The following is a 22466-nucleotide window of genomic DNA, read 5'->3' on the forward strand; positions in this document are numbered from 1 at the left end:
AATATTTTGCCACAGATTAAAATGATGACAATGATTTTTCTAAAGATTAATCTGTGAGAATCTTTTTAATCTGTGGCTAAAAAACATTTCAAACTAAAAACTAATTTTCCCGTACTTTGCATTCTTAAATTAGTTTAAAATGAAAGCACTTACCTTCTCTTCTTTCGGAGATTCGGATGTTTTAGAATACATCGAAATCCCAAATCCGCAGTTAAAAAACGATGAGATTTTAGTCGAAATGAAAGCCATCGGCTTAAATTTTGCCGATGTTTACAGACGAAAAGGAAATTATCATTTAAAAGGAAATCCGCCATTTATTGCGGGTTATGAAGGCGCCGGAATTGTTGTTGATACCAATAATCATCCCGAATATAAAATTGGTGATCGTGTGGCTTTCGCCGATGTTCCTTTTGCTAATGCAGAGTTGGTTGCAGTCAGTATCAATCATGTACTTCCTCTTCCAGAAGCTATTTCTTTTGAAACCGCAGCTTCTGTTTTATTACAAGGCTTAACGGCACATTATTTAGCTACTGACAGTCACAAAACTAAAGAAGGCGAAACAGTATTAATTCATGCAGTTGCCGGCGGTGTTGGCCAAATTCTAACACAAATCAGCAAATTTCTAGGAGCCAATGTTATCGGGTTAACCTCATCTTCAGACAAAGCAAAAATTGCTCTTGAACAAGGTGCAGATCACGTTTTTCTTTACGGTGAAGATTGGAAATCGGAGATTTTTAAAGTAATCCCAAAAGGCGTTGATGCGGTTTATGACAGCATCGGAAGCACTTTAACTTACAGCTTTGAAGTAACGAAAGAATGCGGTCAAGTTGTTTTCTTCGGAATGGCGGGCGGCGATCCAGAACCTGTAAACCCGAGAATGTTAATGGATACTTCGAAAACTTTAACTGGCGGCGATTTATGGAGTTATTTAAATTCTAAAGAAGAAAGAATCAAAAGATCCAATCAATTATTCAATTGGATTATTGATGGAAAAATCAAACTTTCTCAACCCACCTCTTTTAAATTATCAGAGGGAAAATTGGCGCACGATTATTTAGAAAGCAGAAAAAGTACAGGAAAGATTATTTTGATTCCTTGATATTTAGTTTTCAGTTTTCGGTCTCAGTTTTCAGTACAATCTTGTTATCCTGACGAAGGAAGGATCACACTAGGAGCTCCTGCAATTAATGTCTTCAATCTTTCTCGAATTTCTTGTGTGATCCTTCGTCAGAATGACAAATATTAACTACAATTGATTAACTTCAATCTTCGTCAATTCAGATAACTCTAAAATTCTTTCGACTTCATCTTTATTGGCAACAAAAAACAAATAATTATCGCCAAAAGTTTCATACGTCAATAATTCGAGATTTGATTTTTCTAATTCGGATTGAATGTAGGGAAACAAATCATGACTATAGGTTTCTTCTGGATATTCGAAAGTAAAATCTTCACCAATTAAATTAGAAATAAAATATTCTGCATCTTCGGGATCAAATTTCCAGTCGCTGTTCCAGGCATCAATACTTTCAAAAAAGGCAAAATGATCTTCTACCATACTGTGATATTCTTTTGCTTCTTTTTTATAATTTTTGAAAAGCTTTTTAGATTGCTTTTTTAGTTCTTTTTCTTCGATATTTCCTCTTGAAACCAATTGTATAAACTCTTCAAAATCTGATTCTGTTGCGGGTTCATTTGCTAACAGATTTTCAGAGGAAGGAAGTTCTACAGTTTCTGGAATTTCAAGATTTAAATATTGGCAGATTCCCTGCAGCACTTTTTTAAAATCCCTAATTCCTATTTCCTGTGTTTCATTTTTAGGATTATCAATATCCAGTTTTTCTGTATCTAACAATCCTTTCGTATAATCTAAAAAGTGCGTACTGGAATATAAAATTTTGAAATCGTTTGTTTCCAAACTATTGGTACAACAGAAGAAAATGATAAAATTATTAATAACACGTTTCAAATATTTTTTCACTTCTGGACCTGGTTCAGAATAAAATTGAATATGAATAAAATCATATTCTAATCCCTGCTGCATTGTTTCTTCTGAAAGCGCTCCAATGTCAATCTTTTTGTAAAGTTCATTTAAAACTTCATAAGCATTATTGAAACCAGCTTTTTGAATTTCTGCCTTGGCTTCTTCATGATCTAATGAATACGGAAATGAATAAAGATTTACATAAACAGGATCGTAAATTCCTTTCATTTTGAATTCTACACTATTTGATTCGTGATACAAATAACCGTAAATAGAATTAATAACATCAAAAGAAATTATAGATTTCGGATCGTTATTTCTATTAAATAAATTGGAAAAGATATTTATCATGGAAGGCGCTTATAAATTTATAGGTAAATCTTAGTCGTTTGAGTATTTAAAACTTTGATTCATTTTATCAAAAGGAATAACATCATTCACAATTGATTCTAATTCTACATCCGTTAACAATCCTCTTGCTGATTCTTTTATTTTTGGAGAGACATTTATCTCGTAATCTATAATTTCACGCTTTAAAATATCTTCTAAAATAAATCTTTGACGAGTACTTAAATATCTTTTATGCGATTTAAAAACAGATTCCAGATCACTTCTAAATTCTTCATCGCTGAGTTCGTTGTAAACATCCTGCTGCGACATGTCTATCAATAAAACTTTAAAGATAAAATCCTGTAGATTTTTTGCCAGATAATTAACTTCGTTCATGTCATGCCAGACAAAAACAATTGGCACTTCTCCGTTGTCTTCTTCATTTAGAAAAAAACAATAATGATCTCCACCTCCGCTTTTTGCAAACGGAATAAATTTAAATTCAGAATTTATATTTCGATAATTATCCGGATCTCTAAGTTCTTCGATTTCTTCGGCAACAGATTTCAAATTCAGAGATTCGAAATCGTAAGAATGCAAAAGTAATGGCGGATTATCTTTTAAAGTAGGATAAACTTCCGCATACCAATTTGGCCCATATTCTCCAATATTGAGCATGCCGTCGGCTTCTAATTGTTTGTATAAAAGCGGGAATTCAAACCCGTGTTTTGTTTCAATTTCTTGTATGGTCATCTTTGGGGGCTATTCGATTAAAATCAAATCACTAAGATAACAATCTTTTTACTACACAAGAAATCTGAAGGTCAATTATTTCAAGGATTCCGCAATCATTAACGCACATTTTTCACCGTCAATTGCTGCAGAAATGATTCCACCGGCGTAACCCGCTCCTTCACCACACGGATATAATCCTTTGATTTGCAAATGTTCTAAGGTTAAAGGATCCCTCGGAATTCTTACTGGCGATGAAGTTCTGCTTTCTGGCGCGTGTAAAATTGCTTCGTTGGTTAAATAACCGCGCATTGATTTTCCAAAATCTTGAAAACCCTGACGCATAATCTGAGTTAGAAATCCAGGGAAAACCTGCCCCATTTCTACCGAAGTAGTTCCTGGAACATAAGATGTTTTCGGAATATCTGATGAAACTTTACTTTGCGTAAAATCAATCATTCGTTGTGCTGGAACTTTTTGAGTTTGTCCCGCTAAATGCCATGCTTTTTGTTCGATACTTTTTTGAAATTCCATTCCAGCCAAAGCGCCGAATTTTGCAAAAGGTTTAAAATCCTCCAATTTTAATTCAACTACAATTCCAGAATTTGCTGTTGATTGGTCACGTTTAGATGGCGACCAGCCGTTTGTAACCACTTCACCTGGACTTGTCGCGCATGGTGCAATTACACCACACCTGGACACATACAGAAAGAATACATTCCGCGGCCGTTTACTTGTTTTACGATAGAATATGGCGCTGGCGGCAAATGCTCTCCACGATAATCGCAGCTGTATTGAATACTGTCGATTAATTCTTGCGAATGTTCTGCACGCACTCCTAAAGCAAATGGTTTGGCTTCTATTAAAATTTTCTTTTTATCTAATAATTCAAAAATATCTCGTGCCGAATGTCCTGTTGCCAAGATCAATTTATTGGCGTGAATTTTATCTCCATTTTGAGTTACAATTCCTTCAACTTCGTTGTTTTTTACCAGAATATCACTTACTCGGGTTTCAAACAAAACCTGACCGCCAAACTCGATAATTTTTTCACGAATATCTTCAATAATTTTAGGAAGTTTATTGGTTCCAATATGTGGATGCGCTTCTACCAAAATATCTTCTGAAGCTCCAAAAGCCACTAAAAGTTCTAAAATTCTAGTTACATCGCCGCGCTTTTTAGATCGAGTATATAATTTTCCGTCAGAATATGTTCCTGCTCCTCCTTCACCAAAACAATAATTTGAGTCTTCGTTTACGATATGTTCCCTGTTAATTGCTTTTAAATCGCGTCGACGTCCGCGAACGTCTTTTCCGCGTTCCAGTACAATTGGCTTTAAACCTAACTCAACTAATTGTAATGCGGCAAAAAGTCCAGCCGGACCAGCGCCGACAACAATAACTTCTTGAGCATTTGAAACATCTTTATATTTTGGAAGTTCGATTTTAGTTTCCTGAAAAGGTTCGCCTTTTAAATAAATAAGAACTTTTAAATTGATTTTAATTGCCTTTTGACGTGCATCAATCGAGCGTTTTAAAACTGAAATATGCTGAATTTCTTGTGAAGAAACCTTTATTTGTTTGGATAAATGGTCTTTCAGCAATGATTCGTTTGCAGCAATTTCTGGCGATACTTGAAGTAAAAGTTCTTTAGGCATTTTTTCTTTTTTATTCTATTAGCTTTTCTTTCTATGAAAAGAACATGCAAAAGTAGTATTTTGAAATGACTTTATGTAATGAACCGCTAAGTACGCTAAGTTTTTTTAGGTATGGTTTTACAAAAACACAAAGTTCGCAAAGCTTTGTGTTGATGCAACTTTGCGAACTTTGTGTTTTCTATAAGTAAAGAAAATTAAATCTTAGCGTACTTTGCGGTTAATTACTGAGTCTCCGATTACTTTAAAGAACACTGCAACGCGTCTCTACAGAAATAACTCAGAATTTGAGCATCTCAGAACCTCAGAACTTTCTTTTCCAAATAGACTTTGTACCTTTGCAACTTAGAACCTTAGTACCTTAAGAAAAAAAATGTCTAGAAAAATAAAACTGATATGGGATTTTCGCGGTCCGGCTTCTGCGAAAACTGCAGAACATCACGAAGTTCATTTAAAAGAATATATTGTTATCGAAAAACTACCTTTAAATATCACTGGTTTTAACATCATAAACGATATGCACGCCACAGCATTTATGGTGGTTGAAGAACCAAATATGATTCAGGTGAGAGATGCTTTGAAACCGCATCGAGGGGAAGTTTTTGAAGGTTAAAATTCCAATAAAAAAATTCCAAATTCCAGTTGTTTCGAAAACTTGGAATTTGGAATTTATATTTTACTATTTGTTTTTTTTGGAATTTGGAATTTACAAAATTGAAAATTATTATTTTTTAATTCGCTACTTCACTAATAAACTTAATACGCATTAAACGCAATTCATCAATATCGTAGTCCCCGTCAAATTCTTTTAGTGCATCTTCGATTTTATCAGATTCGGATTCCATGAAATAATCGTGAATTTCTTCCTGCTGATCATCATCAAGCATATCATCAATCCAATATTTGATATTCAGTTTTGTTCCCGAATAAACAATCTGCTCCATTTCTTTAATTAAAGCATCCATCGACAAACCTTTTGCAGAAGCGATATCGCTTAGCGGTAATTTTCGATCGATATTTTGAATGATATATAATTTATTGGCAGAATTTACTCCTGTAGATTTTACAACTAAATCGTCTGGACGAATAATATCGTTGTCATCAACATAGCGGCTGATTAAAGCAACAAACTCGCTTCCGTATTTTTTTGCTTTTCCTTCTCCAACACCATGAATATTGTATAATTCAGTTAATGAAATTGGATATTTTAAAGCCATGTCTTCAAGTGAAGGATCTTGAAAAACAACAAAAGGAGGAACACCTAATTTTTTAGCTACTTTTTTACGAAGTTCGCGCAGCATTCCCATTAAAACTTCATCGGCTGTACCAGTTGATTTTGATGACGCAACAATTGCTTCGTCATCGGCTTCGCTGTATTCGTGGTCTTCCGACATCATAAACGAAACTGGACTTTGGATAAAATCCAAACCTTCCTGCGTAATTTTAATCACGCCGTAAGTTTCAATATCTTTAGACAAATAACCTGAAACCAGAACTTGTCTTAATAATGCCATCCAATATTTTTCGTCGTGGTCTGAACCAGAACCAAAATATGGCTGTGTATCTGTTTTGTGCGCTTTAATAACGGCGTTGATGCGTCCTATTAAAGTAAACACAATTTCTTTTGATTTGTAAATATGTTTGGTGTCGCGAACAATCTCCAGCAATTTAACAACCTGTTCCTTTGCTTCTATTTTGTTTTTAGGATTACGAACGTTGTCATCCATATCTGCACCTTCACCTGTTTCGCTGTCGAATTCTTCACCAAAATAATGAAGCAGGAATTTTCTACGTGACATTGAGGTTTCGGCGTAAGCCACAACTTCCTGTAAAAGTGCAAAACCAATTTCTTGTTCGGCAACTGGTTTTCCAGACATAAATTTCTCTAACTTTTCTACATCTTTATAGGAGTAGTAAGCCAAACAATGTCCTTCTCCGCCATCACGTCCTGCACGACCTGTTTCTTGATAATAGCTTTCTAATGATTTTGGAATATCGTGGTGAATTACAAAACGAACGTCTGGTTTGTCGATTCCCATTCCGAAAGCAATCGTTGCAACTACCACGTCTACGTCTTCCATCAAAAACATATCTTGATGTTTGGCGCGGGTTTTTGCATCTAAACCTGCATGATAAGGAACAGCACTAATTCCGTTCACTTGTAAAACTTCGGCAATAGATTCTACTTTTTTACGGCTTAAGCAGTAAATAATTCCAGATTTGCCTTTATGTTGTTTGATAAATCGAATAATATCCGACTCAATGTTTTTAGTTTTTGTTCGAACTTCATAATATAAGTTCGGCCTATTGAATGATGCTTTAAAAGTATTAGCATCAGACATGTCCAAATTCTTTAGAATATCTTCTTGAACTTTTGGAGTTGCAGTAGCAGTAAGTCCAATAATTGGCACTTTACCTAATTGCTTAATAATATGTCGCAGATTTCTATATTCTGGTCTAAAATCATGTCCCCATTCTGATATACAATGCGCTTCATCAATGGCAACAAAAGAAATTGGCACGCTTTGTAAAAAAGACACATATTCTTCTTTTGTTAAAGATTCTGGGGCTACATATAAAAGTTTGGTTAATCCCGAAGTAATATCTTTTTTAACCTGAGCTATTTCTGTTTTGGTAAGAGAGGAATTTAATACGTGCGCTATTCCATTTTCTGACGAAAGACTTCGAATGGCATCGACCTGATTTTTCATCAAAGCAATCAGTGGAGAAACAACGATAGCTGTTCCTTCCTGAATTAAAGCGGGTAATTGATAACAAAGAGACTTTCCACCGCCTGTCGGCATAATTACGAAAGTATTATTCTTACCTAAAATACTCGTAATGACTTGCTCCTGCAAGCCTTTAAATTGGCTAAAGCCGAAATACTTCTTTAATTCTTTATGTATTTCAATTTCGTTTGAATTCATTCTCTATATTAACTGTATTTTGTATAAATTTGCAACACATAAAGATACAACTTTCTTTTATACATACAAATTTTAAATATTCTGATTTGATCACAAAAGAAAATATATTGGCGATAGCCAAAAAAACAATACTCTCTGAAAGTGAAGCAATTACAAAACTAATTGATTTTCTAGACGAAAATTTCTACGAAGCAGTACAGCGCATCTACGAAACTAAAGGTCGTCTAATCGTTACAGGAATCGGAAAAAGCGCGATCATTGCTCAAAAAATGGTTGCCACTTTTAACTCTACAGGAACCCCTTCTATGTTTTTGCACGCTGCCGAAGCGATTCACGGTGATCTAGGAATGATACAAAATGAAGATGTTATTATTTGCATTTCTAAAAGCGGTAACAGTCCAGAAATCAAAGTCTTGGTTCCATTATTAAAAAGATTTGGAAATACCTTGATTGCGATTACAGGAAATATAACTTCATTCTTAGCAAAAGGTTCCGATTATATTTTAAACACTACAGTTAACACAGAAGCCTGCCCTATTAATTTAGCTCCAACAAACAGTACTACAGCACAACTTGTAATGGGCGATGCATTAGCGGTTTGTTTAATGGAAATGCGAGATTTTAAACCTGAGGATTTTGCAGTTTATCACCCAGGCGGTGCTTTAGGAAAAAAACTTTTGCTTCGTGTAAAAGACATGATAGAACATTCGTTAAAACCAGCAGTTACACCAGATACTTCGATCAAAAAAGCTATTTTCGAAATTTCAGAAAAGAGATTAGGTGTAACGGCAGTAATTGAAGACAATAAAATTATTGGAATTATTACTGATGGAGACATCCGACGAATGCTAAATGACGTAGATACTATTGCGGACTTAACTGCAAGGGATATTATGTCTAAAAACCCTAAAGTAGTTTCTTCAGAGACTATGGCAGTTGATGCATTAAATATTTTAGAAGATTTCTCTATAACACAACTGATTGTTGCTGATAATGGAGAATACAAAGGAGTTTTACATTTACATGACATTTTAAAAGAAGGAATCGTATAATGGCAAAGAAAAATCTTGGCGAGATGTCATTTTTGGATCATCTTGAAGAACTTAGATGGTTATTAGTTAGAAGTACAATTGCAATATGCATTATGGCATTTGTTACTTATTTTATAAGTGATTATTTATTTGATCAAATTATTTTAGGTCCAATTCGACCTACATTTTTTACTTACGTATGGTTCTGCGATTTATCGCATCAATTGAATTTCGCAGAAAGTATTTGTATTACAGAGCTGAATTTTATTATTCAGAATACCGAAATGGAAGGTCAGGTCAATATTTTTGTATGGATGTGTCTTTTGGCAGGTTTTATCTTGAGTTTTCCTTACATATTGTGGGAAATTTGGAAATTTATCAGCCCTGCCCTGTATGAGAAAGAAAGAAAAAATGCAAAAGTATTCATCTTTGTTTCTTCTTTACTTTTCTTTTTAGGAGTATTGTTTGGATACTTTGTCGTAATTCCTATGTCGGTAAATTTCGTTGCCACTTTCTCTGTAAGTGATGTTGTAAAAAACCAATTTACACTTGAATCTTATATGGGAATGGTAAAAACAAGTATTCTTGGAAGTGCCATATTTTTTGAATTACCAATCGCCATTTATTTCTTAACTAAATTAGGCTTGGTAACTCCTGAATTTTTAAGAAAGTACTGGAAATACGCCGTAATACTTATTTTAATTATTGCTGCTATTGTTACACCGCCAGACGTTGTAAGCCAAACGATTGTGGCAATTCCAATGTTAATTATTTACGAGGTTAGTATCCTAATTTCGAAGGTTGTATATAGAAATAAATTAAAAGAAAACAATGTCTGATATCATTCAAGAATTTAACGACTATCGTTCTAAAATGAACGAAAAACTGCTTGCTGACAATAACAAAATTGTAAAGCGAATTTTTAATCTTGATACCAATGCTTATGCGCAAGGAGCTCTAGATGTAAAAACAAAAGAACTTTTAGGTTTAGTTGCATCTGCTGTTTTAAGATGTGATGACTGTGTAAAATATCACTTAGAAACAAGTTATAAAGAAGGTGTTTCTAAAGAAGAAATGATGGAAGCGATGGGAATTGCAACTCTTGTGGGAGGAACTATCGTTATTCCTCACTTAAGAAGAGCTTACGAATTTTGGGAAGCTTTAGAAGAAGCAGGGAAATAATTAGAAAATGTGCCAATTTGATAATTAGATAATTTCTCCTGAAATACGTTAATTATTTAATTTTCAAGCACAAATTCTAAATTTGAAAAACGCAATAATTTGTTAATTGATTTATCAAATCGATTATTTTAAATTTATTTTGTCTTTCAAATCAAATTATAAAATTGAATTTGAGATCGTTTTTTCATTATCTCATTATCTAATTTTCAAATTATCTAATTAAAAAAAATGAAGCTAAGAGCCGATAATTTAATCAAAACCTATAAAGGAAGAAGTGTTGTAAAAGGAATTTCTGTTGAAGTAAATCAAGGGGAAATTGTGGGGCTTTTGGGTCCAAATGGTGCGGGAAAAACAACGTCTTTTTACATGATTGTTGGATTAGTAAAACCAAATCAGGGAAACATTTACCTTGATGATTTGAATATTACCGATTATCCGATGTACAAACGTGCGCAGCAAGGAATTGGTTATCTGGCACAAGAAGCTTCTGTTTTTAGAAAATTAAGTATTGAAGATAACATCTTGAGTGTTTTACAATTGACAAAACTTTCTAAAGAAGAGCAGATTGCTAAAATGGAAAGTTTAATTGAAGAATTTAGTTTAGAACACATTCGTACCAACCGAGGAGATTTACTTTCTGGAGGTGAACGTCGTCGTACTGAAATCGCACGCGCATTGGCGACCGATCCAAAATTTATTTTATTGGATGAACCTTTTGCAGGTGTTGACCCAGTTGCGGTTGAAGATATTCAGAGAATTGTAGCACAGTTAAAAAACAAAAATATCGGAATCTTAATTACCGATCACAACGTTCAGGAAACTTTAGCTATTACGGATAAAACATATTTAATGTTCGAAGGAGGAATTCTAAAAGCAGGAGTTCCAGAAGAATTGGTAGAAGACGAAATGGTTCGCCGGGTTTATCTAGGACAAAACTTTGAGCTTCGTAAGAAAAAATTAGAGTTTTAAGAACATTATATGTGAAAGGTGAAAGGTAAAAAGTGAAATGTAAATTACTTTTTACCTTTCACTTTTCACCTTTTACTCGACAGTAATAAACTGCAATTGCTCTAAATCGCCGTTGTAAATATTAACATCCACTCTGTGTTTTATTCCCGGTAAAGACGCTTTTTCTGTAAACTGCCAAAAAAGCCAGTCATCTTCAATCTTTTCTCTGTAGAAATTATAATTGGCAATCCAGAAAAGATATTCACTGAATTCTTCTTTTAGAAAATCAGAATAATAGCGTTCTCCAGAATAAATTATTGGGCGAACCTGATAGTGTTTTTCAACCTTAGTCAGCCAGCGTTTTAAACCCACTTTTAAACTGTCCAAAGACTGATTTTTAGGTAATTTTTCAATATCCAAAACTGGCGGAAGATCTCCTTTTTGAAGCTTAACAGTTTTTATAAAAAGATCGGCCTGTTCGATAGAATTTTCGTTTGGGCGGTAATAATGATAGGCACCGCGCATAATTTTGTTTTCTTTTGCGCCTTCCCAATTCTTTTTGAATTGTCTGTCTACACGATCATTTCCTGCTGTTGCACGAATAAAAACAAATTGAACTGGATATTTTTCGTCTAAAATTTCAACTTCTTCCCAATCTACTTTTCCTTGAAATTCAGAAACATCAATTCCAATAACTTTTCCTTTATGATTTTCAAGAACGCGAATATTTCGCACATCAGAAAGATGTTTGTCAACCGCGTCTTCATCTAAAACTTTTTCAGATTTAAACCCTAAATAATAGGCCAATCCGTTACGATAATGATAAATGATTCCAATGAATAAAAGCGCGGAGAAAATTAATAAAAGTCCTCGAAAAAGCCTGCTTAAAAATGATCTTCCAGCAGGTTTCCTTGAATATGTTTTACGATAAGTCGTTTTTCTGGCCATGAAAATTGAACTACTTCTTCAAAAACAGATTGTTAATAATTGACAATACAACGTAGAAAACAATAATCAACGGAATTGCAATGTAATGCAGCAAAACAACTAATAACACTGAAATTGTCAAAAACACAATTTGAAGTGCGTTTTCTTTTAAGCTGAATTTTTTAATTTTTAAAGAGAACAACGGAATCTCAGCATTTAAAATATAAGCACTGCATAATGTTATAAGCAATAAAACCCATTGATTAGTTAAAATTTCTAATATCATCAGAGAATCTGAAAATGATATTACCAAAGGAAGACTTAAAATAAACAATGCATTTGCCGGCGTTGGCAGTCCAATAAAGGAATCCGTCTGGCGTGTATCGATATTAAAATTTGCCAGACGATAGCAAGATCCCAAAGTCACGATAAATCCTAAAAAAGGAATCGCTGGGCTTGTTCCTAATTCATGTCCACTATTAGCAAACATGCTGTACATTACATATCCTGGAGTTACACCGCTTGTAACCATATCTGCCAAAGAATCCAACTGTAATCCAAGCGGGCTCGAAACTTTGAATAATCTAGCAAAAAAACCATCAAAGAAATCAAAAAAGATTCCTAAACAAACCATGTAAAAAGCCATTAAATAATCTCCTTGAGAGACAAAAACAATTGCGACACAACCGCAGAAAAGATTAATTAATGTAATTAGATTTGGAATGTGCTTTTTGATATTCATAGTTTGAAATTTTGATAATGGCAGAGAACAAATTTAGCATAATAACTGGATGCAAAACGAGTTTTTCTCATAGTTTTTTATTTCTCAGCTCGACTTTTAGAATATTTAAGAGAACGAACTTAATAGATGAGTAAAATATTATATTTTTGATAAAAATTAAAACAGGCCTAAGTCTGCAAAAAAAGAACTTTTGAAAAAACTTTTAGCATTTATATTCTTTTGGAGTTTTACTTCACAATATGCTCAAACTATTCGAAAATATTCGAATGAGTTTATGAATATTGGAGTAGACGCAGCAGCTCTTGGAATGTCAAGCACGGTAACGGCTTCTACAAATGATGTTAATGCAGTTTACTGGAATCCAGCAGGTTTGACTCATCTTGAAGATCATCAAGTTGCATTGATGCATGCGAGTTATTTTGCCAATATTGCGCAATATGATTATATCGGTTATGCAAGTCCCATTGATGAACGAAGTGCTTGGGGAATTTCGATGATTCGTTTTGGAGTTGATGATATTATGGATACCACACAATTAATCGACAATCAAGGAAATATCGATTATAACAGAATCAGCTTATTTTCTACTGCAGATTACGGCTTTACTTTTTCTTATGCCAGAAAACTTCCTGTCGAGGGATTTCAATATGGGGTTAACGCAAAAGTTATTCGAAGAATAATTGGGAAATTTGCCAATTCGTGGGGATTTGGATTTGATATCGGACTTCAGTTTGAAAGAAATGATTGGAAATTCGGTTTAATGCTTCGCGACATTACCACAACTTATAATGTTTGGAATATTGACGAAGAAGAATATGCAAAAATCGCAAATGCTATTCCAGGAGAAAACAACACATTACCAGAAAGTACAGAGATTACGTTGCCAAAAGCACAATTAGGAGTTTCAAAAAGATTTGATTTTCACAATGAATGCAGTTTGGTTACTTCTGCAAATTTAAATATGAGATTTGAACAAACGAATGATATCATTTCATCAAAAGTAGTAAGTATAGATCCCGCAATTGGATTTGAATTTGGCTACACCGATTTGGTCTTCGTAAGAGCCGGCGCTGGAAATTTTCAAAATGTAACGCAGTTGGACAATACTGAAAAAGTAAATTTTCAACCTAATATTGGTCTTGGTTTTAGATACAAAGGCATTCAGATAGATTATGCCTTAACAGATTTAGGAAACCAAAGTACCGCATTGTATTCTAATATTTTTTCGTTGAAAGTAGATTTAGGAATCTTTAGATAGTTATAAAACCATAAAATCTTTTAAAAAAATTAAATCATGAAAACTGTCATTTTCAAAAAAACACTTTTTATTTTATTCTTCTTATCAAGTTTTATTGGTTTTAGCCAGAGTTTACCTTTATCTCCAGATGCTAAAATAAGTGTTCTTACTTGCGGTCTTGGAAACGAAACTTATTCTTATTTTGGACATACAGCTATCCGTGTTGCTGATCCTGCAAATAATATTGATATTGTTTACAACTATGGTGCTTTTGATTTTAGAACACCAAATTTTGTTGCCAAGTTTGCTAAAGGTGATTTACAATATTTTATTATCACACACCCTTATGCTGATTTTATAAACGAATACAGTTCTGATAAAAGAAGTGTTTACGAACAAGATCTTCAAATTTCACTGCCTTTAAAACAAAAATTATTTGACAATTTAAATAAGGCTTTATTCTCTGAAGAAAGATATTATACTTATAAATTTATTGATAAAAATTGCACTTCGATGGTTGTTGATGTAATCAATAAATCATTAAACCAAAATGTTATCACCAAAAAAGAAGATACCGATAAAACATATCGTTCTATTCTTTTCCCTTATTTTGATGGACATTTTTACGATCAATTGGGAACAAGTATAATTTTCGGAACGAAGGTGGACCAAATGGGAACGAGAATTTTTCTTCCTTTTGAATTAAAAAACAGCTTAGAAAAAACTACATTTCAAAATCAGCCATTAGTTAGCAAAAGCAAAACATTATTGGAATTTACAAAAGAAACTCCAAAATCATGGTGGAATAACATTTATACTTATCTATTTATTTTGCTTTTTGTGATTTTGGCAAGAAACAAAACAGTAGACAAAATCTATTTTCTGATTTTATCTTTAATGGGAATTTTCTTTGTTGTGATGGGATTTTATTCTTTTCACCAAGAACTGGCGATGAATTATAACGTTTTACTTTTTAGTCCGCTTTTATTGGTTTTAGTTCTGTTTTCTATTTTCAAAAACAAAAAATGGACATATAGATTTTCACTTATAAATTTCGTTCTTTTAGTAGTCTACTTTTTGTTTTTGATTAATAAGGCTCATTTCTTTATTACTCTGCCATTGATTATTACCAGCGCTGTAGTTTTAGTAAGAACTGCAATCAGAAACAAAAAGCCAATTCCGATTATAATTTAAAAATTATTGGCCTCGGTAAAACAAAACTGTTGTAATGGTTTTGAAAGTGATGCTTAAATCGAGAAAAACGCTCCTGTGTTTGATATAATATAAATCGTATTGAAGTTTAATTAAACTTTCGTCGATAGATTCTCCATAAGAATAATTTACCTGCGCCCAGCCGGTAAGTCCTGGTTTAATAACATGGCGTGTTTCATAAAAAGGCATTACACTGGCAATTTCTTCGACAAAGAACGGACGCTCGGGTCTTGGCCCAATGACTGCCATATCGCCTTTTAAAACATTTATAAACTGCGGCAGTTCATCTATCCTTGACTTTCGCATAAATTTACCAAAAGGAGTAACTCTTTTATCATTATGGGCTGCAAAAACTGCTCCACCTACTTCAGAATTCTCGGTCATTGTCCTAAATTTGTAAATCTTAAAAACAACACCGTTTTTACCAACTCTTTCCTGCGTATAAAAAAGACTTCCTTTGTTTCCTAAAAGATTGCAAAACCAAATAATCGGAATAAAAACCACACAAAACAAAAGTCCGATAAAAGAGAAAAAGAATTCCATAATACGAATCAACAACAGATATAGTCTATTATTATTACTTCGGCTGAAGGGGAAAAAACGGTAGAAATCACGCCCAATATAATGCACTGGGATTCTCTGCGTTTTGCTTTCATATACTTGAGTATATTCACGAATAACATTGCCGTTTTCTAACAAATGAAGCAGCTGCTGGTATAAATCGGCTGTGATACCATCGGTTTTTTGTGATGCAATTATAATTTCAGAAACATCATGCTGCGTTACAAATGCTTCTAAATCTTCTTTCTTTATTTCTTTTACATAATGAAAATCTGATACTTCATTTAAACTAGAATCTGAATTTACAAAACCAATAATTTTATAATGTGGATCGACATTTTCAAGTCCAAGAACTAATTCGTCGACTTCATTTTGATCGCAAATTAAAACTACATTTTGTCCAAACCGATGTGATGCCAAGAAATACACATAGAAAAATCGCCATAAAAGTAATGAGCTTAGAACAGTAAAATAAAAGATTACGATCACTACTCGCTGCTTTGGAAGTTCTGGCGATAAAACCGGTGTAAGTAAATATACAGTAACAGCGGTAAGAGAAGTTAAAATTACACTTCGCAGAATCTGAAATTGATTACTTGCTGTCTGGAGATTATACATTTCAAAAATAGCTCCAAAAACATACACGTAACCAATAAGTAAAAAAGATTTATAAAATCTTTTTTCATTTAAAGTGTAATACTGATAATCGAAAAGCACACTAAGTAAAAAGAGTGCTGTAAATATAAACACTGCATCAAAAAGACAAAGCAGAACCTTTCTTTCTGAAATTTCAAAATGCATTTTTCTTTTTGAAAACATTTTTTTAAAGTTTGTTAGGGGCTTAAACTTGAGGCAAATGTATTGTAAAAAATTTTAAACTAATCTACTAAATTTTCTGCTTTTTCGGGAATTTTAATCTTTACCGATAGAAGACTCAGCGCATATATAAATGCTGGCGCAGCAATTCTCATTGCAGCATGATTGATAGTTAACAGCCAAAAAACAACACAGGATAAAAAATAGAGGTGCTGTCGATTATTTATGTAAAGTACAAAAGGAGTTATAAATAGTATTAGTAAACCAAAAATTCCAAATATACCATGTTCAGAAAGCATTCTTGTAATTTCATTATGAGACGCAGCTTCTTCTTTTAAATACTCTAACCTTCTGGATTTACTTAATCCAGCCCCAACACCTAGAATTGGATCATCTAGAAACAGCTTTATTTCTGCATCCATAATTTCTTCTCGCCCGCCTAACCTGTCCTTTTTTTCTCTTCCTCGAGCATCTTTGTTAGCATATCGTTTTTCAATCAATCCAGAAGTTTGAATAGAAGAATAAGTCCAAATACCTAATCCCATTAAAGCGGTTACGACGAAAATCAAAATAAATTTACCTCTGCCTCTTGCATTTGAGTTTCTGTATAATAAAAATAACAAGCAAACAATCATACCTACAGCAGTAATAATACCGCCTCTTGAAAATGTAACTATTCCTCTATAAGTTATGAAAACCAATAAAAATCCATTTAATAGTATTGCTCTTTTTGATTTCGAAAACAATATGAATTGGGTAAAAAAGACAAACATTCCTAATCCTAAAATGGTTGAAACTTGGTTCGGACCAAATCCTCCTGAAGTTTCAAAATTTGACTGTGTTCCTGTTATCACATCTTTAACACTTGGATTGTATAAAAACAAATAGACGGTTGTGGTTACAACTGGCAATCCCAGTGCAACCATGATATTTTGCAAATCAGAAAAAAGCATCCCCTCTTTTCATTGTATATATTGCAGATATTGCCAGACATACAGGACCTGATAAATTAAAAAACAAAGCTTTTTTAATATCTATCGAAGGATCTGAGGCTGCAACAGTAAGTAAAATACCTGGTATTAATAGAATTAGGAAAAAACAATAGATAAATCCATTCCGAGAAAAATTACTGTAAAACATCCCCATCAACATGAAGAAAATCACACTAAACTTTACATACTCATTGTTAAAGTTTCCACCTGTCATTCTTAAAAAAACCTCAGCACCAACTAAATAAGCTGTAACTAATAAAACTTCATTATTCTTGTTTTTTGTTTTATAAACTATATAAAATCCAACAATAGGAATTATTAAACTGTATATTTTGGATAAAAAAGGCACAGCAAAAACAACTATCGCAATTGCTGCATGAATTATTAGAAGAAATTCATAAGACCATTTTTTGTTTTTCATTTATTCCCTGGATTATTTTAAACAGCTAAAATAGTTAAAGATTTCAACCATAAAAGATACTCTGCAATGATATTTTTTTCACTAAAATTCAATTGGACTTTATGATTTAAGGTTTCTCCTAGTTGTTTTCTTAAATTTTCATTAAGAATAAGTTTTTCAACTGCTTCTACAAATTGAATCACGTCATTTGATTCTACTATTAAACCTTCTTTCTGTGACATTATTACTTTTGAGATCTCTCCAACATTCGTTGCTATTACAGGAAGAGCATGACGTCCATATTCTAAAATAGCCAAAGGAAGTCCTTCAGATAGAGAAGGCAAAACTCCAATTTGACATTGCTGAATTGCTGAATCAACATTATCTGTTGAACTATATAAAAAAACAACTTCATCAAGTTTTAACAAGTTGATCTTTTTTTTGAGTTCTTCTGAATATGTATCGTGAAAATCCTTTCCAAATAAATGAAAGGTCCAATCGGGAAATTTATTTCTAATTATATTGGCAGCGTTAACAAGTAAGTGGTGATTTTTTTGCGGTCGTAGATTCGCCACACAAATAATTCTTTTTTCATCCTTACCTTTTAACAAAACTCGCTCTTTAGTCGCAAAAGAATCAATAATAAAATTAGGTAAATAAATAAAATTTGAACACCATAAATAAGATTGCGCCCAATCTCTCAAATCTGAATTTACTGAAATAACACCTCTAAAAAATATAGAACCAATTTTTAAACTTAAATTTTTCCTTGAAGACAAATCCTGCGAAATTCCGTAATGATCATGCCATATAATTTTGATTCTTGGCAAAGTTAATTTTACTAAAACTGCAATAAAAAAAGAAGAACTATGCGCATGAATGAATGTAACTTTATTCTTTTTTAAATAATTACGAAGTCTAAAAACTGCCTTGTAATCAATCTTTTTCCTTTTCTTTAAAAAGAGATATGAAACTTTTTCATTTATTTCACTTTTCAGTAAACCTTCTTTTCTAGATACGATTAGTCCGGAGAATTCTATTTTTTTAGCTAATCCGTTTGCATAATTGACCGCCATTCTTTCAGCTCCTCCTGCTTCCAAAGAATCAATAATTTGAACAATTCTCATTTAAACAAAAGTTTTTTAATTTCGGATTCGAAAAGTTCTAAAGTATAATACTGTGACCAATTCTGCGACAATGTAATTTTTGACTTATAATTATTTTCGACAGCGATTAAATTCTCGATCTGCTTTACATCTTGATTTAAATCCATTTCTAGCAAAATACCTCTATTTCCAAAATCAAGCATAGAAGGAACGCATGAAACTTTACTTGCCACTGGAATACATCCCCAAAACATGGCTTCTGCAATAGCTTTTGGCCAGCCTTCACTTTTTGATGGCAATATTACAAAATGACTTTTCTGGTATGCTTCTTTGATAGTTTCTTTACTTTCATTTCCATGAAAAACAATAAAATCTTGAAGATGATTTTGTTGAACATAGTTTTGCAAATTTTCTTTTTCTGAACCTTCACCGTAAATATTCAAAATAACCTTTCTTTCTTTTTCAAGTAGCTTTTCAATTAGTTTTATTGCATACAATGGATTTTTTCCTGAAACTAAACTTCCAACAAACATAAAATCTATTGATGATTTTAAACCTGTTTTGGTAATAATTTCTTTTTCCGACTCTGAGTAAGTTGCTGTAAAAAATGATTTTATATTTTTAGACTGCTTTTCCCAATCGCCATAAACCAATACCTGCATGTTTCGGGTTAAAAATGTATTATTAAGAATCCATTTCTGAAGACGATATGAAAATGGCTGTTTACTTCTAGGATCCCAGTTACCAGCATATTTGGCTGTTTTTATTTTTTTTGGAAAAAATATTTGAGCCAGACAACCTATAAGCCCGACATTTCCCGGACAACGTAAATGAATATGATCTGATTCTTTCATTGCCCAAAAAATTTTCCAAAAAATAATCGGCAGTTTAAGTAAAGAAATCAAAGCATCAGATAACTTCTTAAAATTAAAGCTGGAAATCTCCCTAAAGTCAATATTTTGAAAATTGTAAAAAGTATCAACTTCCGTTAAGTTTCTCTTCGAGCTTAAAGGAGCGACAATAATTAATTCATCAATATATTTAAGCCAAATATTCATTTCACGAACATAAGGAGCATAGCCATATAGATTATTGGCTTTCTCAATATGATCAACGTGAGTTATTATTAAAAACTTCATTTATAAATCTAAACGTTGGGTTTATTAAACAATAAACCTATTAGTCCAATAGTTCTTCCAAAAGATTCAGTAAATGCACTTTTTTTATTCTTTTCTGTTAGAGTGTTACTGAGACGAATTATTGTGAGTAAAATGGTAATGGCATTCCATTTATATCGTGCCAGTAAATTTGGTTTCGGATTCTTAATTCTCCAAACATACCATCCGTTTCTAACTACCATTTTCCCATATTTAAATAGATTTGGCCTACCTTCTGGAGCATGAAAATGACTTAATTTTACATTGGTATTAATTACATTTTTACCAAACTGTAAAGCTCTTAAACTAAAATCTGCATCTTCGTATAAACCATATCCTTCAAAGAATTTTGAAAATTTAATTTTTTCAAAGACACTTTTTTTAAAAGCCATAGACATTCCAATTAGCAAGTCAACCTCATATGTTTTTCCTGTTAAAGGGAATCCGCAAGTTCTTCCATGAGAGTATAAAGGCATTTTACCTGGTCCAAGGTTAGAAGCAAGACCAAGATAATTTCTAACAACATTTCTTAAGCCTTCCTTATAAAAATATCCTTCAAACAAATAAAACTTTTTACGGCTATAAGAATGATTTCTCTCTTGAATCTTCCATTTATTTTCATTAACTGCAACTCCTCCTACTCCAACAATTTCGTCATCACTTTGAAATGTTTTAATAATTTCTTCAAAATACTTAGGCTCTAAAATCGTATCATCATCTAAAAAACAAACAATTTCAGATTGTGGATCAACTTTTGAAATTCCAAAATTACGTTGTTTAGTTAACCCTCTATCTTCATCTTTTACTCTAAAATATTTCAGGTTTTGAAAGTCATGTCCCTTCAGAATAAATTCTGTTTTATCATTTAATGATCCGTCAATTACTAAAATTTCATCTGGATATTTATCTTGAATGCTTACCGATTCGAGTAGTTTAAGTAAGGATTCAGCTCGCATGTAAGTACAGACAATTAACGAAACTTTCATTTTTGACTATTTAGTTTGTTGGCCCAATATAAACTTTTATTCCATTGCCTTTGATAATTAGCATAATATCTAAATGGGTTTTTAATTTTTTGAACACTGTAAAATTTAAAAAACAAAGTCGTTTTATAGCTGTTTAACTGCTCCTTTGTTAAATTTAAAAGATTATATAACATTACAGTCGGAGAAGGTTTTGGCTGTATTTTATCTTCTTGCCAAGGAAGAGTAAGTTTTCCTCTAAAACCGCCAATCGGTGCTTTAAGATGAATTATTTCTGGCTTAGGCAAATAGGTAATGTCAAATCCTAAATTTCTGAGCTGCATTCCATAATCACTATCTTCACCATAACCAAATTCAAAATTAGTGTTATAAGAGATGTTTTCAATATTTTTCGTTTTTAAAATACTACATCCTGAGCCAAAGCTAGTGAACTGAGATTTTTGTTTGTTTTTTTTACTTTGCGGGTAGTCAGACGCATAACATCCAAAAGTTACCTGTTCAAGACCTTCTTTTTTGATTAGTTCAAAAGCTTGCTTTAAAAAACCATAATCAATTCTAATGTCATCATCAGCCATAAAAACCCATTCGCTAGTTACGTGTTTGAGAGCTAGATTTCGTGCATTACATGCACCTGTTTTGTGAGTAAAAATATGCTTGATAAAAAAAGGCCAACTTTCTTTTTCTATATAAGATAGATCCGAAACAGATTCATTAACAGGATTTTGTTCTACGATGATTACATTTTGCGGCAAAAAACTTTGTAATGATAAATCTTTTAAAAAATCATACAAATATTTTTTACGTCCGATTGTTGGAATTATAATATCTAAAGTTCCTTTTTCTACTACTTTTTTGCTTGATTGTATTTCAATTTGTTCTAATATACTGCTATCTAGATTTCTTTTTTTATAGAACAAACTAAATAAGAGAGGGAAAACTGTAAATTTTCGCTCATAAAGAAATAAATTCAAAAACAATAAAAAAACCCAGCTTGTTTTATAATGCTGTTTGACAAATCGAAATAAAAGAAATTTACTTTCACTTTGTTTTGATAATGACTCTGAAAACTCTTTTATTAACATTGGCTCTGAATAACAAAACAGCCCCAGAGGCATTGCTAATTTTGCAATTGAGTTTAAAAAATAATCAAAGTTTTTATCTTTTTGCACTTCATTTTTTAGCATCAATAAAATAGAAGCATGAACTCCCCCAACATGACTGCTCATTTGCCAAGTTGGATAATTTACCTTTTTATTGATGTTTAAAAAAGGTGATGTTTCAACATATCCAATCTCCTTTGATATAAAATAATTTGAAGACAAATTATACGATGCCATTATTTTTTCATGATGAAAAATATTCTGAAATTTAAGAATATTAAGATTTGATCTGAATGAAATATGGCACCAAATAATCAAAGTTTGCGGAAATTTTTCTGCAAGCTCAATTAGGTTTTCAGTAATACTATTCTTCTCAAAAGGTACTTTGGCGTCTTTTGTTTCAACCTCAACAACCTTATTTTTTTGATGATAAACAATTATCAC

At 32.4% G+C, this 22466-nt stretch carries 20 protein-coding genes and 1 pseudogene; 8 read left to right on the plus strand and 13 right to left on the minus strand.

Translation table 11 applies throughout. The features are described 5' to 3' along the window. Positions 1-139 precede the first annotated feature (139 nt). Complete coding sequence (locus QE431_RS18850; protein ID WP_307299151.1) at positions 140-1099, plus strand: quinone oxidoreductase; 960 nt, start codon at positions 140-142, stop codon at positions 1097-1099. Between the two features lie 147 nt (positions 1100-1246). Here QE431_RS18850 and QE431_RS18855 read toward each other — a convergent pair whose 3' ends face one another. The 3 genes and pseudogenes from QE431_RS18855 to QE431_RS18865 form a co-directional block, all read right to left on the minus strand. After that, entirely contained in the window at positions 1247-2335 is a 1089-nt protein-coding gene (locus QE431_RS18855) for a hypothetical protein (protein ID WP_134142309.1), read from the minus strand. Positions 2336-2365: 30 nt separating this feature from the next. Then, complete coding sequence (locus tag QE431_RS18860; RefSeq protein ID WP_281866652.1) at positions 2366-3067, minus strand: SMI1/KNR4 family protein; 702 nt, start codon at positions 3065-3067, stop codon at positions 2366-2368. A gap of 75 nt (positions 3068-3142) precedes the next feature. Further along, positions 3143-4704, minus strand: a pseudogene (locus QE431_RS18865) (NAD(P)/FAD-dependent oxidoreductase). 370 nt (positions 4705-5074) lie between these two features. Between QE431_RS18865 and QE431_RS18870 the strand changes: the two are divergent. Continuing rightward, positions 5075-5314 (plus strand): hypothetical protein, encoded by a 240-nt coding sequence (locus QE431_RS18870; protein WP_307299157.1) that lies wholly within the window; start codon positions 5075-5077, stop codon positions 5312-5314. A gap of 118 nt (positions 5315-5432) precedes the next feature. On the opposite strand, the gene recQ is transcribed toward QE431_RS18870, so the two are convergent. Further along, on the minus strand, positions 5433-7628 hold the full coding sequence (gene recQ / locus QE431_RS18875) for a DNA helicase RecQ (RefSeq protein ID WP_057114850.1): 2196 nt from the start codon (positions 7626-7628) through the stop codon (positions 5433-5435). Between the two features lie 86 nt (positions 7629-7714). Here recQ and QE431_RS18880 point away from each other — a divergent pair, with 86 nt between their 5' ends. The 4 genes from QE431_RS18880 to lptB all read left to right on the plus strand — a co-directional run bounded on the left by QE431_RS18880 (position 7715) and on the right by lptB (position 10810). After that, on the plus strand, positions 7715-8680 hold the full coding sequence (locus QE431_RS18880) for an SIS domain-containing protein (protein WP_057114983.1): 966 nt from the start codon (positions 7715-7717) through the stop codon (positions 8678-8680). Continuing rightward, the gene (gene tatC, locus QE431_RS18885; RefSeq protein ID WP_057114851.1) at positions 8680-9498 is read left to right on the plus strand and encodes a twin-arginine translocase subunit TatC; all 819 of its coding nucleotides are present in this window, start codon (positions 8680-8682) and stop codon (positions 9496-9498) included. Before QE431_RS18880 ends, tatC begins: the two co-directional genes overlap by 1 nt. Continuing rightward, positions 9491-9841 (plus strand): carboxymuconolactone decarboxylase family protein, encoded by a 351-nt coding sequence (locus QE431_RS18890; protein ID WP_307299162.1) that lies wholly within the window; start codon positions 9491-9493, stop codon positions 9839-9841. The genes tatC and QE431_RS18890 overlap by 8 nt, the downstream gene beginning before the upstream one ends. Positions 9842-10069: 228 nt before the next feature. Beyond that, entirely contained in the window at positions 10070-10810 is a 741-nt protein-coding gene (gene lptB, locus QE431_RS18895; RefSeq protein ID WP_029272155.1) for an LPS export ABC transporter ATP-binding protein, read from the plus strand. Positions 10811-10882: 72 nt separating this feature from the next. Here lptB and QE431_RS18900 read toward each other — a convergent pair whose 3' ends face one another. Continuing rightward, a complete protein-coding gene (locus tag QE431_RS18900) occupies positions 10883-11737 on the minus strand; it encodes a glycoside hydrolase family 25 protein (protein ID WP_281866656.1) in 855 nt (284 codons plus the stop codon). Positions 11738-11747: 10 nt separating this feature from the next. Further along, positions 11748-12458, minus strand: coding sequence for a phosphatidylcholine/phosphatidylserine synthase (locus QE431_RS18905; protein WP_281866657.1), 711 nt, complete (start codon positions 12456-12458; stop codon positions 11748-11750). A gap of 274 nt (positions 12459-12732) precedes the next feature. Here QE431_RS18905 and QE431_RS18910 point away from each other — a divergent pair, with 274 nt between their 5' ends. Further along, positions 12733-13716 carry a PorV/PorQ family protein gene (locus QE431_RS18910; RefSeq protein ID WP_281867918.1) on the plus strand — a complete coding sequence of 328 codons (984 nt, stop codon included), beginning with the start codon at positions 12733-12735 and terminating at the stop codon, positions 13714-13716. Positions 13717-13752: 36 nt separating this feature from the next. Next, positions 13753-14889, plus strand: coding sequence for a DUF4105 domain-containing protein (locus QE431_RS18915; RefSeq protein WP_307299171.1), 1137 nt, complete (start codon positions 13753-13755; stop codon positions 14887-14889). A 3-nt stretch (positions 14890-14892) separates the two neighbouring features. Here QE431_RS18915 and QE431_RS18920 read toward each other — a convergent pair whose 3' ends face one another. Genes QE431_RS18920 through QE431_RS18950 form a run of 7 tightly spaced genes read right to left on the minus strand, consistent with a single transcriptional unit; the run spans position 14893 to position 22466 of the window. After that, entirely contained in the window at positions 14893-16287 is a 1395-nt protein-coding gene (locus QE431_RS18920) for a sugar transferase (RefSeq protein WP_307299173.1), read from the minus strand. A gap of 59 nt (positions 16288-16346) precedes the next feature. Next, positions 16347-17210, minus strand: coding sequence for an O-antigen ligase (locus QE431_RS18925; protein ID WP_307299176.1), 864 nt, complete (start codon positions 17208-17210; stop codon positions 16347-16349). A 13-nt stretch (positions 17211-17223) separates the two neighbouring features. Then, positions 17224-17697: a hypothetical protein gene (locus QE431_RS18930; protein WP_307299179.1), complete on the minus strand. Its 474-nt coding sequence runs from the start codon at positions 17695-17697 to the stop codon at positions 17224-17226. 17 nt (positions 17698-17714) lie between these two features. Beyond that, on the minus strand, positions 17715-18803 hold the full coding sequence (locus QE431_RS18935; RefSeq protein WP_307299181.1) for a glycosyltransferase family 4 protein: 1089 nt from the start codon (positions 18801-18803) through the stop codon (positions 17715-17717). Further along, positions 18800-19921, minus strand: coding sequence for a glycosyltransferase family 4 protein (locus tag QE431_RS18940; protein ID WP_307299183.1), 1122 nt, complete (start codon positions 19919-19921; stop codon positions 18800-18802). Before QE431_RS18940 ends, QE431_RS18935 begins: the two co-directional genes overlap by 4 nt. Positions 19922-19929: 8 nt before the next feature. Further along, positions 19930-20925 (minus strand): glycosyltransferase family 2 protein, encoded by a 996-nt coding sequence (locus tag QE431_RS18945; protein ID WP_307299186.1) that lies wholly within the window; start codon positions 20923-20925, stop codon positions 19930-19932. After that, entirely contained in the window at positions 20922-22466 is a 1545-nt protein-coding gene (locus QE431_RS18950) for a glycosyltransferase family 2 protein (protein WP_307299188.1), read from the minus strand. Before QE431_RS18950 ends, QE431_RS18945 begins: the two co-directional genes overlap by 4 nt.

Source organism: Flavobacterium sp. SORGH_AS_0622 (assembly GCF_030818825.1).
Taxonomy (GTDB): Bacteria; Bacteroidota; Bacteroidia; order Flavobacteriales; family Flavobacteriaceae; genus Flavobacterium.